Genomic DNA, 15,567 nt, shown 5'->3' on the forward strand with positions numbered 1-15,567 from the left:
GAACTCCAGACGGATGGACCGGGCTTCTTCTCTCGACAACCCCGGGCGGTCAGCCGCCATTCCCGCCGAACCCGGACAGCCGGCGCTGCACCTGGAGCAGGTACTCCTTGCGGTTCAGCGGGTTGTGGTCGGTGCGCGGCCGCTCGGGCACCCGGCCGGTGACCGGCCGGTAGTGGTGGAAGGCGCTCTCCAGGGCCCCTTCGCCGCGGGTCAGGGTCGGCAACTGCTGCTCCAGGTCGTGCACCCGGGCGGCGGGGATGTCGCCCTCCAGCTCGTATCCGCCGTCGCGCGCCGTGGGGGTGTGGGGCGCGGCCCCGAGCCGGGCGAGCGCGGGCAGCATCGTGCCGAGCGCGTCGGCGGGCAGGTCGAGGCGGAAGCGGTGCATCGGCTCGTGCACGGTGGTGCCCGCCTGCCGCAGCGCCGCCAGCAGCACCAGCGGGGTCACGCCGCGGAAGTCCGCGCCGGTGCTGGACATGCTCTTGTCGAACGTGGCGTGGGCGTGGCTCTGCCGCGGGCTGTAGCCGGAGTGCGTCATGGTGACCACGCAGTCGGTGACCCGCCAGCCGTACAGCCCCTGCTCCAGCGTCCGGCGCACGGTCTCCTCGACCGCGGCGAAGAACGCGTACGGCATCGCGCCCAGTTCCACGCCGAGCCGGAACCTCACCCCGCTGCCGACCGGTGCGAGCTCGACCCGCAGGCCGACCGTGGCCAGGAACGGGTTGCCGTCCTTCCCGTTGTACTCGACGGCCTCGCCGGTGCCGACCGGGCGCTCGATGTGCAGGGTGGTGGTCTGCCGGAAGTCGACGGCGAGCCCGAACTCGTCGGCCAACGTGGCCTGGATGACCTCCTTCTGCACCTCGCCGTAGAGCGACACCGCGATCTCCTCGCGCTGTTCGTCCCGGCGCAGGTCGATCAGCGGGTCCTGCTCGGCGAGTTGGGCCAGCGCGGCGTGCAGCGCGCCGCGCTCGGCGGGGCACCGGGCGCTGACGACGGTCTCCAGCGACGGCGGCGAGAAGTGCCGCTGCCGCTCGTGGCCGGCGGGCGCCGCGCCGACGGTGTCACCGATCCGTACCTCGCCCAGGCCCCAGATCCGGGCGATCCGGCCGGCCGGGACGCTGTCGTGCCGGGTGTCGGTGCCCGCGTCGAAGACGCTGATCGCGGTGACCTTGCCCGCGCCGACCTCACCGCCCTCACCGCCCTCGTCTCCCGCGCGGTGCACCGGCAGCCGGTCGCGGGTGCGGACGGTGCCGGCCGTCACCTGGACGTAGGCGATCCGTTCGCCGGCCGCGCCGCGCTCCATCTTGAAGACGGTGCCGGCCACCGGTGCGGCCGGGTCGGGGCGCCGGGCGGGCAGCAGTTCGGCGATGCCGGCGATCAGCGCGTCGGTGCCGGCGCCCGTGACCGCGGAGCCGGCGTACACCGGGTGCACCTCGGCGGCGGCGGTCTGCTCGGCGAGCGCGGCGCGCAGCCGGGCGTGGTCGACGGCCGTCTCGTCGCGGACGTACGCCGCGAGCAGCCGGTCGTCGCGGCGGGAGAGCAGGTCGGCCAGCCGGGCGTCGAAGCCGGGGTCGGCGGCGGTGTACGGCAGCGCGGCGGCCTGCCGCGTGCCCTGGTCGCGGGCGCCGGCCATCGGGACGATGTCGGAGGTGAGGCGGTGCGCGACGGCGTCGAGGGTCCGGTCGAGGTCGGCGCCGCGCCGGTCGAGCTTGTTGACGAAGATCAGCGTGGGGATGCGCAGCCGGCGCAGGGTGCGCATCAGGATGCGGGTCTGCGGCTGGACGCCCTCGACCGCGGAGACCACCAGCACCGCCCCGTCGAGCACGCCGAGCACCCGCTCCACCTCGGCGATGAAGTCGGGGTGGCCGGGGGTGTCGATCAGGTTGACGTCGGTGCCGCCGAGCGCGCCGGGCAGCGTGAACGACACCACGGCGGACTTGATGGTGATGCCGCGCTGCTTCTCCAGGGCGAGGGAGTCGGTGGTGGTGCTGCCCTGGTCGACGCTGCCGATCTCGTCGATGACACCGGCGGCGTACAGCAGCCGTTCGGTCAGGCTGGTCTTACCGGCATCGATGTGCGCCAAGATGCCGAGGTTGAGCGAGGGGAGCGATTGCACGAAGCGTCATGTCCTCGAGGTCGGGGGTGTGTCCTGACTGAGCCGGCATGACGGAACCGCGCATGATCATCGCTCCTGGGGTCGGTGTGCTGTTTCGGTTACCGGCCGATCACAGCAGAGCCGCCGGACGGCGGCAACGTGTTTTCCGGGCGCCGCGGAGCCCCGTCCGCGGCGCGGCTCATCGGCCCGTACCGCTCCCGCCGCTCACACCCCCGCGCCGCTCTCACCACCCGCGCTGCCCGCACCGCCCAGCAGCACCGCGGCGACGTCACCCGCTCGGGCGACTCCCTGCGCCCGGCCCGCCTCCGCCGCGGCCGGACGGCGCGCTGGTGGAGGAGGTCTTCCGAGAGGCGCTGGGGCGCATCCGGGAGCAGGGCGAGCGGGCCAGGACCGCCGAGGACGCCTGGGCCGGGCTGTGCGGCTACCTCGACGCGGTCTTCGGCATGCTGGCCGCCGATCGCGGCGCCAACGACCTGATGACGACCGGGCTTTCCGGTGTGCCGTCGCTCGACGCGCTGCACGCGCACAACCGCGAGACGCTGGCGGCGCTGCCGGCCAGGATGTCGAGTATCGCCACGCGGAGATCATGGCATCCGGCCCGGCCGCACTCTCCCGCTTTTCCGGCCAGGCGCCACCAGCCGGCGTCAATGGCCCGCAAAAGATCCATTACGGTCGGTACCCGCGGACGCGCGGCCGGGCCGGCGGCGGGCAACTTCGGGGTGCGGCGGGTGCCGGGCCCGGCCGACTGCGGGCGGTTCCGGGGTGCGGCACGTGGGCGGCGGATGGGCGGAGAATGGGACGCATGAGCGAGATGCCCGAGCCGGCCGGTGCCGGCACGCTGAGCGGTGCCGCGTTCTTCCGGCCCGTACGGGCCGGCAACGCGTTCGAGGAGACCGTCGAGCGGCTGCTCCAGGTGATCAAGCTGGGGGTGGTCGCGCAGGGCGAACGGCTGCCGCCGCAAAGGGAGTTGGCGGAGCGCTTCAACGTCAGCCGGGTGACCCTGCGCGAGGCGCTGGGCTCGCTGGAGCAGGCCGGTTACGTGGAGTCGCGGCGCGGCCGTACCGGCGGGACCTTCGTCCTGCACCGGGCCGGCGGCCAGGACGGCCCGGGGCCGGGGCGGATGGCCGAGCGCGCGCCGGACGAGCTGGAGGACACCCTCGCCTACCGCCAGGCGCTGGAGATCGGCGCGGCCGAACTCGCCGCCGGCCGCACGCTCAGCCCCGAGGAGCGCCGCCACCTGGACAACCGGCTGCGGGACACGCACAGTTGCGACCCGGTCGACTACCGGCAGATGGACTCGCGCTTCCACCTGGCGATCGCCGAGCTGAGCGGTTCACGGTCGCTGGCCGCGAGCATCGCCGACACCCGGATGCGGCTCAACGACCTGCTCAACGCGATCCCGCTGCTGGAGCGGAACATCGAGCACTCCCAGGCCCAGCACGCCCGGATCGTGGCGGCGATACTCGGCGGCGACCCGGCCACGGCCCGCCGGGCGGCCGAGGAGCACCTGGCCGCCACCGCGTCGCTGCTGCGCGGCTTCCTCGGCTGAGAGCGTCCCGGCCGTTCAACACCCGGCGCGGACAAGGCTCTTGACGGCGTACCTGGCGGAGTGAGACGGTCTCCCACCTAATGGACCAGCTTCATTCCATTGACCAGCTCGGGAGATGCCCCGGCCGCACCCGCGGTGCTCCGACCACGCCAACCTCCCCAGAAGGTGCCCATGTCTGTTCCCCGCCCACCAGACGACACCGACGCCTCCCCCACACCCTCCGACGCCGCCGTCCCCGCGCCCTCCGACATTCCCGCGCCCCGCGACGCGACCCCCTCCTCCGACGAGCAGCGGCTGCGCGAACTCGGCTACGTCCAGGAGCTGGCCCGCTCCATGTCGGGCTTCTCCAACTTCGCCGTCTCCTTCTCCATCGTCTCGATCCTCTCCGGCTGCCTGACCCTGTACGGCTTCGGCATGAACACCGGCGGCCCCGCGCTCATCACCTGGGGCTGGCCGGTCGTCGGGCTGATGACCCTGTGCGTGGGCCTGTCCATGGCCGAGATCTGCTCCAGCTACCCGACCGCCGGTGGCCTGTACTACTGGGCGGCGAAGCTGGCCCCCTCCCGGGCACCGGCGTGGAGCTGGTTCACCGGCTGGTTCAACTTCCTCGGCCAGGTCGCGGTCACCGCGGGCATCGACTACGGCGCCGCCACCTTCCTCAACGCCCTGCTGGACCTCCAGTTCGGCCTGTCGGCCACGCCCGCCCACACCGTGGAGATCTTCGCGGTGATCCTCGTGGCGCACGGCCTGCTCAACACCCTGGGCGTGCGGCTGGTCGCGCTCTTCAACGACGTCAGCGTCTGGTGGCACCTGCTCGGCGTGCTGATCATCGTCGGCGTGCTGGTGTTCGTGCCCGACCACCACTCCTCCGCGTCCTTCGTCTTCGGCAAGTTCGTCAACGACACCGGCTTCCACAGCCCGTTCTACGTCGCGATGCTCGGCCTGCTGCTGGCGCAGTACACCCTCACCGGCTACGACGCCTCCGCGCACATGACCGAGGAGACCCACGACGCCGCCCGCTCCGGCCCGCGCGGCATCGTCAACGCGATCGTGGTCTCGCTGGTGGCCGGCTGGGTCCTGCTGCTCGGCCTCACCTTCGCCATCCAGGACTACGACGGCGAGCGGACCAGCGGCAGCGGGGTGCCGCCGGCCCAGATCTTCATCGACGCCATCGGGCACACCGGCGCCAAGCTCCTGCTGCTGATCGTGATCGGCGCCCAGTTCTTCTGCGGGATGGCCTCGGTCACCGCCAACTCCCGGATGATCTACGCGTTCTCGCGGGACGGCGCGCTGCCCGGGTCGCGGCTGTGGCACCGGATCAACCCGCGCACCCAGACGCCGACCAGCGCCGTGTGGCTGGCCGCGGGCGGGGCGTTCCTACTCGGCCTGCCGGCGCTGTGGAACTCCACCGCCTACGCCGCGGTCACCTCGGTCTCGGTGATCGGCCTCTACATCGCCTACGTCATCCCGGTGTACCTCCGGCTCCGGCAGGGCGACACGTTCGTGCGCGGGCCGTGGCATCTGGGGCGCTGGAGCCGTCCGATCGGTACCGTGGCGGTGGGCTGGACGGCACTGATCACCGTGCTGTTCATGCTTCCCACCGTCAGCCCGATCACCGCCCTCAGCTTCAACTACACCCCGGTCGCGGTGGCCGTCGTGCTGGGCTTCGCGGGGGTGTGGTGGCTGGTCTCGGCCCGGCGCTGGTTCACCGGCCCCCGGGTGCAGAGCAGCCTCCAGGAGTCCGACCTCGTCGCAAGCGATGTGGAGAAAAGTTGAGCAGCGTCCGCCTCACCTTCGACGAACTGCGCGAGCGCGTCGCGGCCGGCGCCGTCGACACCGTCGTGCTGGCGATGACCGACATGCAGGGCCGCCTCCAGGGCAAGCGCGTCGCCGCCGACTTCTTCCTGTCCGACGTGGTGCCGAACGCGGCGGACGGCTGCGGCTACCTGCTGGCCGTCGACGTCGACATGAACACCGTCGACGGCTACGCCCTCTCCTCCTGGGAGGGCGGCTACGGCGACCTCGTGCTCGCGCCGGACCTCGACACCCTGCGGATGGTGCCCTGGCACCCGGCGACCGCCATGGTCCAGTGCGACGTCACCCACCACGACGGCACCGCGGTCGGCGTCTCGCCCCGGCAGGTGCTGCGCCGCCAGCTCGACCGCCTCGCCGAGCACGGCTGGCACGCCTACGCGGGCACGGAACTGGAGTTCATCGCCTTCCGCGACACCTACGAGCAGGCGTGGGATCGCGACTACCACCGGCTGACCCCGGTCAACCAGTACAACGTCGACTACTCCATCCTCGGCACCTCCCGGATCGAGCCGCTGCTGCGCCGTATCCGCAACGGGATGGCCGGCGCGGGCCTGACCGTCGAGTCGGCGAAGGGCGAGTGCAACCCCGGGCAGCACGAGATCGCCTTCAAGTACGGCCCGGCGCTTGCGACTTGCGACGACCACGCGGTGTACAAGACCGGGGCGAAGGAGATCGCCGCGCAGGACGGCGTGAGCCTCACCTTCATGGCCAAGTACGACGAGCGGGAGGGCAACTCCTGCCACATCCACCTGAGCCTGCGCGACGACGAGGGCCGGCCGGTGCTGGCGGGCGAGCGCCCGCACGGCTTCTCGACGGTGATGGAGCACTTCCTGGCCGGACAGCTCGCCTGCCTGGCCGACTTCGCGCTGCTGCTCGCGCCGAACGTCAACTCCTACAAGCGCTACGTCGAGGGCAGTTTCGCGCCCACCGCGATCGCCTGGGGCCGCGACAACCGCACCTGCGCGCTGCGGGTGGTCGGCCACGGGTCGTCGCTGCGGTTCGAGAACCGGGTGCCGGGCGGGGACGTCAACCCGTATCTGGCGGTGGCCGCGCTCGTCGCGGCCGGGCTGTACGGCGTCGAGCACGAGCTGCCGCTGGAACCGGAGTTCACCGGCAACGCGTACGCCTCCGCAGCTCCGCGGGTCCCGGCCACCCTGCGCGACGCGGTCGACGCCTTCGAGCGCAGTGAGCGCGCCGAGTCGGCCTTCGGCCCGGACGTGGTCGGCCACTACGTACACGCCGGCCGCACCGAACTGGCCGCCTTCGACCGGGCGGTGACCGACTGGGAGCGGCGCCGCGGATTCGAGCGGCTGTGACCCGCTGCCCCCGCCGCCCGCTGATCGGCATCACCGGCTACCTGGACGACGCCGCCTGGGGCGTCTGGCGGCAGCCCGCCGCCCTCGTCCCGCACACCTACGTCGAGTCCGTCACCCGCGCGGGCGGCACCGCGGTCGTGCTGCCGCCGCAGACCGACGGCGCCGGCGACGTGCTCGACCGGATCGACGGGCTGCTGCTCGCGGGCGGGCCCGACGTGGACCCGGCGCGGTACGGCGCGGCGCCGCACCCGCGCACGGGTTCACCGCACGAGGCTCGCGACGCCTGGGAGTTCGGCCTGCTGGCCGGCGCGCTCGACCGGGACCTGCCGGTGCTCGCGGTGTGCCGCGGGATGCAGGTGCTCAACGTCGCGCTCGGCGGCGCGCTGGTCCAGCACCTGCCGGACCGGGTCGGCGACAGCGCGCACCAGCCGGCCCCGGCGACGTTCGGGCGGCGGACGGTACGCACCCGGCCGGGCAGCTTCCTGCACGGCGTCCTCGGCGCGACGGCCGAGGTGTCCTGCTACCACCACCAGGCGGTCGGCGCCCTCGGTGCGGGGCTGCTGCCCGCGGCCTGGAGCGAGGACGAGACCGTCGAGGCACTCGAACGGCCCGGCGGCGGGTTCACCGTCGGCGTCCAGTGGCACCCGGAGGCGGACGCGGCCGACCCGCGCCTGTTCACCGCGTTCGTGGCGGCGGTCCGGGGAGTCCGGGGAAGCGCGCCATGACGCCGGCCGCTCGGGCGTACGGTCCGGCCGGTCGTCCCGCCGGCTCCGGGCACCGGGCCCGGACCCGCACGCCTCGCCGTACTCGGAGCCGCACCCGCACCCGCACCCGCACGGCTCACCGTATCGACCGCTCCCAGGACAGGGTGGACAGCTGATGCCCCGACCAGACACCACCGCACCGGACGTGGCCGCCGAGCCGTGGCCGGTGGTGAACCCGGCCACCGAGGAGATCCTCAGCACCGTGCCGATGGCCGACCTGGCCGGGACGGACGCGGTGATCGCCCGCAGCCGCGCCGCGTTCGCGACCTGGCGCCGGGTGGCACCGGCCGACCGGGCCCGGCTGCTGCGGGCGTTCGCCGCCGCCGTGGACGCCGACCGCGCACACCTGGCGGATCTGGAGGTCGCCAACTCCGGCCACACGCTGGGCAACGCGCGGTGGGAGGCGGCCAACGTCCGCGACGTCATCGAGTACTACGCCGCCGCGCCCGAACGGCACTCCGGTCGCCAGATCCCGGTGGCCGGGGGCCTGGACGTCACCTTCCACGAGCCGCTCGGCGTGGTCGGCGTCATCGTGCCGTGGAACTTCCCGATGCCGATCGCCGGGTGGGCGCTGGCCCCCGCGCTGGCGGCCGGCAACACCGTGGTGCTCAAGCCGGCCGAGCTGACCCCGCTGACCGCGCTGCGGCTGGGCCGGTTGGCGCTGGAGGCGGGCCTGCCGCCGGGCGTGCTGGAGGTGCTGCCCGGCCGGGGCGACGTCGTGGGGCGGCGCTTCGTCACCCACCCGGACGTCCGCAAGGTCGTCTTCACCGGCTCCACCCGGGTCGGCAAGGAGATCATGGCGGGCTGCGCGGCCCAGGTGAAGCCGGTGACGCTGGAGTTGGGCGGGAAGAGCGCCAACATCGTCTTCGCGGACGCGGACCTGGCGAAGGCCGCCGCGACCGCGCCGTCCGCCGTCTTCGACAACGCCGGGCAGGACTGCTGCGCGCGGTCGCGGATTCTCGTCCAGCGCTCGGTGTTCGACGACTTCATGGCACGACTGGAACCGGCGGTGCGGGCGGTGCGGGTCGGTGACCCGGCCGATCCGGCCACCGAGATGGGTCCGTTGATCTCGGCCGCCCGGCGCGCCGCGGTCGCCGCGTACGTGCCCGAGGACGCCCCGGTCGCCTTCCGCGGCAGCGCCCCGGACGGCCCGGGCTTCTGGTTCCCGCCGACCGTGCTGGCGCCGGTACGGCCCGACGACCGCGCGTTCACCGAGGAGATCTTCGGGCCGGTGGTGACCGTGGTCCCGTTCACCGACGAGGAGGACGCCGTACGCATCGCCAACGACACGTCCTACGGCCTGTCGGGTTCGATCTGGACCCGCGACGTGGGGCGGGCGATCCGGGTGGCGCGCGCCGTCGACGCGGGCAACCTGTCGGTCAACTCGCACTCCTCGGTGCGCTATTCGACCCCGTTCGGCGGGTTCAAGCAGTCCGGCCTCGGCCGCGAGCTGGGCCCGGACGCACTCGACGCCTTCACCGAGACCAAGAACGTCTTCATCGCCACGGAGGAATGAACCCATGACGCTCGCACCACGCCTGGACGGCCGCGTCGCCGTGATCACCGGAGCCGGCAGCGGCATCGGGCTGGCCAGCGCCCGCCGGATGGCCGCCGAGGGAGCCAAGGTGGTCTGCGTCGACGTGGACGCGGACACCGGCGCCGCCGCCGCGCAGGAGGTCGGCGGCCTGTTCGTCCGGGCCGACGTCACCGACGAGGACGCGGTACGCGGGATGTACGAGACGGCGGTCGCCACGTACGGGCGGCTCGACATCGCGTTCAACAACGCGGGCATCTCGCCGCCGGAGGACGACTCCATCCTCACCACCGGCCTGGACGCCTGGCGCCGGGTCCAGGAGGTGAACCTGACCAGCGTCTACCTGTGCTGCAAGTACGCCATCCCGCACATGCAGCGGCAGGGCAAGGGCTCGGTCATCAACACGGCGTCGTTCGTGGCGGTGATGGGCGCGGCGACCTCGCAGATCTCGTACTCCGCGTCCAAGGGCGCCGTGCTGTCGATGAGTCGGGAGCTGGGGGTGCAGTTCGCCCGCGAGGGTATCCGGGTCAACGCGCTGTGCCCGGGGCCGGTCAACACCCCGCTGCTGCGTGAGCTGTTCGCCAAGGACCCGGAGCGGGCCGCCCGCCGCCTGGTGCACATCCCGCTCGGCCGGTTCGCCGAACCGGAGGAAGTGGCCGCCTCGGTGGCGTTCCTGGCGAGCGACGACTCGTCGTTCATCACGGCGTCCACCTTCCTGGTCGACGGCGGGATCTCGGGGGCCTATGTGACGCCGCAGTAGCGGCCGGGGCACGCGGGTCCGGCGCCGGCGGCCCGGCGCACGCGGTCGGGCGCCCGCGGTCCGACATCGTGTTCGACGCACCCTGTTCGGCGCCGTCCCACGTGATGCACCCTGTCCCAGGCACCCCACAACCCAACGGAACGGCGGATCACATGAATGACGTCAGTCGCAGGAAGTTCATGGCCCTGTCGGCGGCAGCGGCCGCGGCGGCGACCGTCGGCGGCGCGGCGGACGCCACCGCCGCGGCCGCCCCCGGCGACGCGCCGGCCGCGGCACCGGCGGCCACCGGCACGCTGACCGACGCCAAGCACATCGTGATCCTCATGCAGGAGAACCGCTCCTTCGACCACTACTTCGGCACGCTGAAGGGCGTCCGCGGCTTCGCCGACCGCAGCGCGATCCAGGTCGCGGGCGGCTACAGCGTCTTCAACCAGCCCAACGGCGCCGGCCGGCAGTACCCGTGGCAGTTCAGCGCCACCGAGCCGGCCGGCGGCGCCGACCCCGAGCGGCTGGCGCAGTGCAGCGGCGACCTCGCGCACGGCTGGGCGGACCAGCACGCGGCGTGGAACGGCGGCCGGATGGACGGCTGGGTCGCCGCCAAGGGCAACGTCCGCACCCTCGGCTACCTCAACCGCGACGACATCCCCTTCCACTACGCCCTCGCCGACAACTACACCGTCTGCGACGCCTACTTCAGCTCCACGCTCAGCGCCACCGGCCCCAACCGCACCTTCCACTGGAGTGGCCAGATCGACCCGGACGGCCGGAGCGGCGGCCCCGCCTACGACGGCGGCTCGGAGTCGGGGCTGCGCTGGCAGACCTACGCCGAGGCGCTCCAGGACGCCGGGGTGAGCTGGAAGGTCTACCAGAACGCGGCGGACAACTTCACCGACAACGCCCTCGCCTACTTCACCCAGTTCACCTCCGCGGCCGCCGGCACCCCGCTGCACGACCGGGGCATGGGCTCGGTGCCCAAGGTGACCGGGAAGACCCCGGACGACATCGCCGCAGCGATCAAGGCCGACGTCCTGGCGGGCACCCTCCCCCAGGTCTCCTGGGTGGTGGCCGACGAGGGCTCCTCCGAGCACCCGTACGCGACACCGGCCGACGGCGCGCACTTCGTGCACATGGTCGTCGACGCGCTGGGCGCCGACCCGGCCGTCTACAACTCCTCGATCCTCTTCCTCAACTACGACGAGAACGACGGCTTCTTCGACCATGTGCCGCCGCCGGTCCCGGTGGACGGCACCGCCGGCGAGTTCTGGACCGGCACCCCCGTCGGGCTCGGTGTCCGGGTTCCGATGATCGCGATATCCCCCTGGAGCAGGGGCGGTTGGGTCGACTCCGAGGTCTTCGACCACACCTCGGTGCTGCGCTTCCTGGAGACCTGGACCGCGGCCCTGGGCACCCCCGCCACGTGCCCGAACATCAGCGCCTGGCGCCGCGCGGTCTGCGGCGACCTCACCTCGGCGTTCGACTTCGCCCATCCGGTGCCCGGGTTGCCCTCGCTGCCCGACACCTCGGCCGTGATCGGCGAGTCCACCTGCTCGCCGCTGCCCAACCCGGCGCCGGTGACCAACGCGCTGCCCGCGCAGGAGTCCGGCACCCGACCGGCCCGCGCGCTGCCGTACCAGCCGGGCGCCAACCTCGACCACATCGAGTTCGACTCCGGCGGCGTGACCCAGGTCTGGCTGGCGATGGACAACACCGACGCCCGCTCGACCCGCACGGTGCACTTCGCCGCATACGCCAACGCCCACCGCGGCGGCGGCCCCTGGCAGTACACCGTCGCCGCGGGCAGCGCCACCAGCGACTTCTTCAACTGCGGCCCCGGCTACGGCGACGGGAAGTACGACCTCAGCGTGGTCGGCCCCAACCGCTTCCTGCGCCGCTTCCAGGGCGACACCACCGCGCCGGGCAAGGACGTCGCCGTCACGTCCTCCTACGCCGTCACCAGCAGCACCGGCAAGCTCGCGCTCTGGTTCGACCTCGCCAACAACGGCTCCGCACCGGTCACGTTCACCATCACCAGCGGCAACTACCGCACCGACGGCCCCTGGACGTACCAGGTCCCGGCCGGCGGGCACGTGGCCGACTACTTCAACGCGGTGGCCTACTTCAACGGCTGGTACGACATGACGGTGACGGTCAGCAGCGACCCGAGCTGGTCGCAGCGGTTCAGCGGCCACTTGGAGACCGGGCTGCCGAGCGTCAGCGGCTGACCGCCGGGATCAACGGCTGACCGCCGGGGTCAGCCGCTGGCGGCCGGGATCAACGGCTGCGCGCCGCACGGCGGTTGGCGCGCAGCCACTCCTTGTTCATCGAGGTGATCGAGAGCAGCGGGATGCCCTTGGGGCAGGCGGTGGCGCACTCGCCGGTGAGCGTGCAGCCGCCGAAGCCCTCGGCGTCCATCTGCCCGACCATGTCCAGCACGCGGCTCTCGCGCTCCGGTCCGCCCTGCGGGAGCGCGGCGAGGTGGTTGACCTTCGCGGAGGTGAAGAGCATCGCGGAGCCGTTGGGGCAGGCCGCGACGCAGGCGCCGCAGCCGATGCACTCGGCGTGCTCGAAGGCCCGGTCGGCGTCGGGCTTGGGCACGGGCGTGGCGTGTGCCTCGGGCGCGGCGCCGGTGGGCACCGAGACGTAGCCGCCCGCGGAGATGATCCGGTCGAAGGCGGAGCGGTCCACCACGAGGTCGCGGACGACCGGGAAGGCGGCCGCGCGCCAGGGTTCGACGTCGATGGTGTCGCCGTCGCGGAAGGACCTCATGTGCAGCTGGCAGCTGGTGGTGCGCTCGGGGCCGTGCGCGTCGCCGTTGATGACGACGCCGCACGCGCCACAGATGCCCTCGCGGCAGTCGTGGTCGAAGGCGACGGGGTCCTCGCCGTCGAGGGTGAGGCGTTCGTTGAGGGTGTCGAGGACTTCGAGGAAGGACATGTCGGGCGAGACGCCGTCGACCTCGTAGGCGGTCATGGCACCGGGGGCGTCGGCGTTCTTCTGCCGCCAGATGCGCAGGGTGAGCCTCATGCGTAGCTCCGCTGGGTGGGGTGGACTTCGGTGAAGACGAGCTCTTCGCGGTGCAGCACGGGCGGCGCTCCGGTGCCGGTGTACTCCCAGCCGGCGGCGTAGCTGAACTCGTCGTCGCGGCGGGCGGCCTCGCCGTCGGGGGTCTGCGACTCCTCGCGGAAGTGGCCGCCGCAGGACTCGGCGCGGTGCAGGGCGTCCAGGCACATGAGTTCGGCGAGTTCGAGGTAGTCCACGACGCGGTTGGCGCGCTCCAGGGACTGGTTGAACTCTGCCTCTGTGCCGGGCACCTTGATCCGGCGCCAGAACTCCTCCCGGATCTGCGGGATGCGTTCCAGGGCCTTGCGCAGGCCCTGCTCGGTGCGGGACATCCCGCAGAACTCCCACATCAGCTCGCCGAGTTCACGGTGGAAGGAGTCGGCGGTGCGGTCGCCGTCGACGCTCACCAGCCGGTGCAGCCGCTCCTTGGTGCCGGCCATCGCCTCGACCACGGCGGGGTGTTCGGCGTCGACGGGGTCGGCGGCCGGGTGGCGGGCGAGGTAGTCGTTGAGGGTGGCGGGCAGCACGAAGTAGCCGTCGGCCAGGCCCTGCATGAGCGCGGACGCGCCGAGCCGGTTCGCGCCGTGGTCGGAGAAGTTGGCCTCGCCGATCGCGAACAGCCCGGGCACGGTGGTCTGCAGGTCGTAGTCCACCCACAGCCCGCCCATCGTGTAGTGCACGGCCGGGTAGATCCGCATCGGCACCTCGTACGGGTTCTCCGCGGTGATCCGCTCGTACATCTCGAAGAGGTTGCCGTACTTCTCCTCCACCGCGCGCCGGCCCAGCCGGGCGATGGCGTCGGCGAAGTCGAGGTAGACGCCCTGGCCGCCGGGGCCGACGCCGCGGCCCTCGTCGCAGACGTTCTTCGCGGCGCGGGAGGCGATGTCGCGCGGCACGAGGTTGCCGAACGAGGGGTAGATCCGCTCCAGGTAGTAGTCGCGTTCGGCCTCGGGGATCGCGGCGGGCGGGCGGGTGTCGCCCTGGGCCTTCGGCACCCAGATCCGGCCGTCGTTGCGCAGCGACTCGCTCATCAGCGTGAGTTTCGACTGGTGGTCGCCGGTGCGCGGGATGCAGGTGGGGTGGATCTGGGTGAAGCACGGGTTGGCGAAGTACGCGCCGCGGCGGTGGGCCCGCCAGATCGCGGTGGCGTTGGAGTTCATCGCGTTGGTCGACAGGTAGAAGACGTTGCCGTAGCCGCCGGAGGCGAGCACGACGGCGTCGGCGAGGTGGGTGGTGACCTCGCCGGTGACCAGGTCGCGGGCGACGATGCCGCGGGCCCGCCCGTCCACGACCACCAGGTCCAGCATCTCGGTGCGCGGATGGATCTCCACGTTGCCGGCCGCGATCTGCCGGGACAGCGCCTGGTAGGCACCGAGCAGGAGTTGCTGGCCGGTCTGGCCGCGGGCGTAGAAGGTGCGGGAGACCTGGACGCCGCCGAAGGAGCGGGTGTCGAGCAGGCCGCCGTACTCGCGGGCGAACGGCACGCCCTGCGCGACGCACTGGTCGATGATCTCCACCGAGATCTGCGCCAGCCGCCGGACGTTGGACTCGCGGGCGCGGAAGTCGCCGCCCTTGACGGTGTCGTAGAAGAGCCGGTGGATGGAGTCGCCGTCGTTGCGGTAGTTCTTCGCGGCGTTGATGCCGCCCTGCGCGGCGATGGAGTGGGCCCGGCGCGGGGAGTCCTGGTAGCAGAACTGCACGACGTGGTAGCCCTGTTCGGCGAGGGTGGCGCCCGCGGAGCCGCCGGCCAGCCCGGTGCCGACCACGATCACGGTGTGCTTGCGGCGGTTGGCGGGGTTGACCAGCTTCGCGGTGAAGCGGCGGGTGTCCCAGCGGTCCTCGATCGGCCCGTCGGGGGCCTTGCTGTCGGCGATGGGCGCGCCGGTGCCGTAGCGGGTGTAGTCGGTCAACTCGGCTCCCTCAGTGGACGGTTCCGGTCATGACGCCGACCGGTACGGCGATGAAGCCGGCCGTCAGCAGGACCGCGAGGCCGGTGGCGGTGACCTTCAGCGCACGGTCACGGCGGTGGTTGCCCGCGCCGAGCGTCTGCGCGGCGCTCCAGAAGCCGTGCTGGATGTGCAGGCCGAGCGCGAGCATCGCCACGATGTAGATGACGTCGCCGTACCAGGTGTGGAAGGTCGCCTCGACGTTCTGGTACGGGTGCCCGGGTTGGGCGTTGCGGTTGACGGTGAGCGTGGTCAGGTCCAGCAGGTGCCAGACGATGAACAGCGCGAGGATCACTCCGCCCCAGCGCATGGTGCGGGTGGCGTAGCTGGAGCGGGCCTTGCGGTGGGCGTAGCCGACCGGACGGGCCCGCAGGTCGCGGCGGCTGAGCTGGTAGGCGCTCACGCCGTGCGCGACGACCGCGACGACGAGGAGGACCCGGATGATCCACAGCGCCCACTCGTAGTGCAGCGCGGGCTCGCCGAGGGTGCGCAGCCAGTGCGCGTACCCGTTGTAGTCGTCGGCGCCGAAGAAGATCTTGAGGTTGCCGAGCATGTGGGCGACCAGGTAGAGCAGCATGACCAGCCCGCTCACCGCCATGACCGCTTTCTTGCCGACGGTGGAGTCCCAGGCCGTTTTCAGCGTGGGCGGCCGCCGGTATGTCCGCGTTGCCAATGCCATGGACACGACGGTAGGGCGCCGACCGATGAGT

General features: G+C 72.5%; 12 protein-coding genes. 8 read left to right on the top strand and 4 right to left on the bottom strand.

The window, feature by feature from the left end:
• Positions 1 to 49 precede the first annotated feature (49 nt).
• Entirely contained in the window at positions 50 to 2,113 is a 2,064-nt protein-coding gene (locus OG370_RS05190) for a translation factor GTPase family protein (protein WP_328461065.1), read from the bottom strand.
• A gap of 329 nt (positions 2,114 to 2,442) precedes the next feature.
• On the opposite strand from OG370_RS05190, the gene OG370_RS41435 reads away from it, so the two are divergent.
• From OG370_RS41435 to OG370_RS05230, 8 genes are all read left to right on the top strand, one after another.
• Entirely contained in the window at positions 2,443 to 2,919 is a 477-nt protein-coding gene (locus tag OG370_RS41435; protein WP_443060616.1) for a hypothetical protein, read from the top strand.
• Positions 2,916 to 3,662 carry a FadR/GntR family transcriptional regulator gene (locus OG370_RS05200; RefSeq protein WP_328461067.1) on the top strand — a complete coding sequence of 249 codons (747 nt, stop codon included), beginning with the start codon at positions 2,916 to 2,918 and terminating at the stop codon, positions 3,660 to 3,662. Before OG370_RS41435 ends, OG370_RS05200 begins: the two co-directional genes overlap by 4 nt.
• A 171-nt stretch (positions 3,663 to 3,833) precedes the next feature.
• Positions 3,834 to 5,438 (top strand): amino acid permease, encoded by a 1,605-nt coding sequence (locus tag OG370_RS05205; RefSeq protein WP_328461069.1) that lies wholly within the window; start codon positions 3,834 to 3,836, stop codon positions 5,436 to 5,438.
• Positions 5,435 to 6,793, top strand: a complete 1,359-nt coding sequence (locus tag OG370_RS05210; RefSeq protein ID WP_328461071.1) for a glutamine synthetase family protein — start codon at positions 5,435 to 5,437, stop codon at positions 6,791 to 6,793. Before OG370_RS05205 ends, OG370_RS05210 begins: the two co-directional genes overlap by 4 nt.
• Complete coding sequence (locus OG370_RS05215) at positions 6,790 to 7,518, top strand: gamma-glutamyl-gamma-aminobutyrate hydrolase family protein (protein WP_328461073.1); 729 nt, start codon at positions 6,790 to 6,792, stop codon at positions 7,516 to 7,518. The genes OG370_RS05210 and OG370_RS05215 overlap by 4 nt, the downstream gene beginning before the upstream one ends.
• 154 nt (positions 7,519 to 7,672) lie before the next feature.
• On the top strand, positions 7,673 to 9,073 hold the full coding sequence (locus OG370_RS05220) for an aldehyde dehydrogenase family protein (protein WP_328461075.1): 1,401 nt from the start codon (positions 7,673 to 7,675) through the stop codon (positions 9,071 to 9,073).
• Positions 9,074 to 9,077: 4 nt separating this feature from the next.
• Positions 9,078 to 9,851, top strand: coding sequence for a 3-oxoacyl-ACP reductase (locus tag OG370_RS05225; RefSeq protein WP_328461077.1), 774 nt, complete (start codon positions 9,078 to 9,080; stop codon positions 9,849 to 9,851).
• A gap of 152 nt (positions 9,852 to 10,003) precedes the next feature.
• Complete coding sequence (locus OG370_RS05230) at positions 10,004 to 12,073, top strand: phosphocholine-specific phospholipase C (RefSeq protein ID WP_328461079.1); 2,070 nt, start codon at positions 10,004 to 10,006, stop codon at positions 12,071 to 12,073.
• A gap of 49 nt (positions 12,074 to 12,122) precedes the next feature.
• Here OG370_RS05230 and OG370_RS05235 read toward each other — a convergent pair whose 3' ends face one another.
• Genes OG370_RS05235 through OG370_RS05245 form a run of 3 tightly spaced genes read right to left on the bottom strand, consistent with a single transcriptional unit; the run spans position 12,123 to position 15,536 of the window.
• Positions 12,123 to 12,875: a succinate dehydrogenase/fumarate reductase iron-sulfur subunit gene (locus OG370_RS05235; RefSeq protein ID WP_328461081.1), complete on the bottom strand. Its 753-nt coding sequence runs from the start codon at positions 12,873 to 12,875 to the stop codon at positions 12,123 to 12,125.
• Entirely contained in the window at positions 12,872 to 14,821 is a 1,950-nt protein-coding gene (locus OG370_RS05240; RefSeq protein ID WP_328461083.1) for a fumarate reductase/succinate dehydrogenase flavoprotein subunit, read from the bottom strand. The genes OG370_RS05235 and OG370_RS05240 overlap by 4 nt, the downstream gene beginning before the upstream one ends.
• 10 nt (positions 14,822 to 14,831) lie before the next feature.
• Positions 14,832 to 15,536, bottom strand: coding sequence for a succinate dehydrogenase cytochrome b subunit (locus OG370_RS05245; RefSeq protein WP_328461085.1), 705 nt, complete (start codon positions 15,534 to 15,536; stop codon positions 14,832 to 14,834).
• Positions 15,537 to 15,567 lie beyond the last annotated feature (31 nt).

The sequence above is a fragment of the Streptomyces sp. NBC_00448 genome, from assembly GCF_036014115.1.
In the GTDB taxonomy this organism is placed as follows: Bacteria; Actinomycetota; Actinomycetes; order Streptomycetales; family Streptomycetaceae; genus Actinacidiphila.